The following is a 447-nucleotide window of genomic DNA, read 5'->3' on the forward strand; positions in this document are numbered from 1 at the left end:
TGTCAACTGACCCACCACCTACTCGCTTACGCTCCTTGAGGTGGGGGCTTGCAACTACCCAGAAGTGCAAACGATTCTTGCGAATCTCCTTCCTTCGATTGGTGTTTACATCAGGGCAGGTTGACAGCTACCCAACAAGGGAAGTCATGCTTCCTTTGTTACTTCAACGATGTACTCAATTCCTTTTCGTTGAAGATTCATAGCTCCAATACGGTCGTCGTTTGACATATAGCGGCATGTCTTACAACAAAAGATGTGTTTCTTTTTGTTTCGATTTGCTTTTTCTGTATGTCCGCATTTAGGACATGTTTGAGATGTATAAGCAGGATCTACGGCAATCACCTTTGCCTGTTTCATGGATGCCTTATACTCTAGCATTTGCCGTAATTGAAAGAACGCCCAAGAAACAGAAACATAACGGTCTTTGACTCTTACTCGTTCTGTTGC

General features: G+C 43.6%; 1 protein-coding gene. It reads right to left on the reverse strand.

Annotated features, from left to right (window positions below):
- Nucleotides 1-144: 144 nt before the first annotated feature.
- On the reverse strand, nucleotides 145-447 hold a 303-nt coding region (locus tag AAHB12_RS31350; RefSeq protein ID WP_342048953.1), incomplete at its 5' end, for a transposase.

The organism is Bacillus sp. OTU530 (assembly GCF_038440375.1).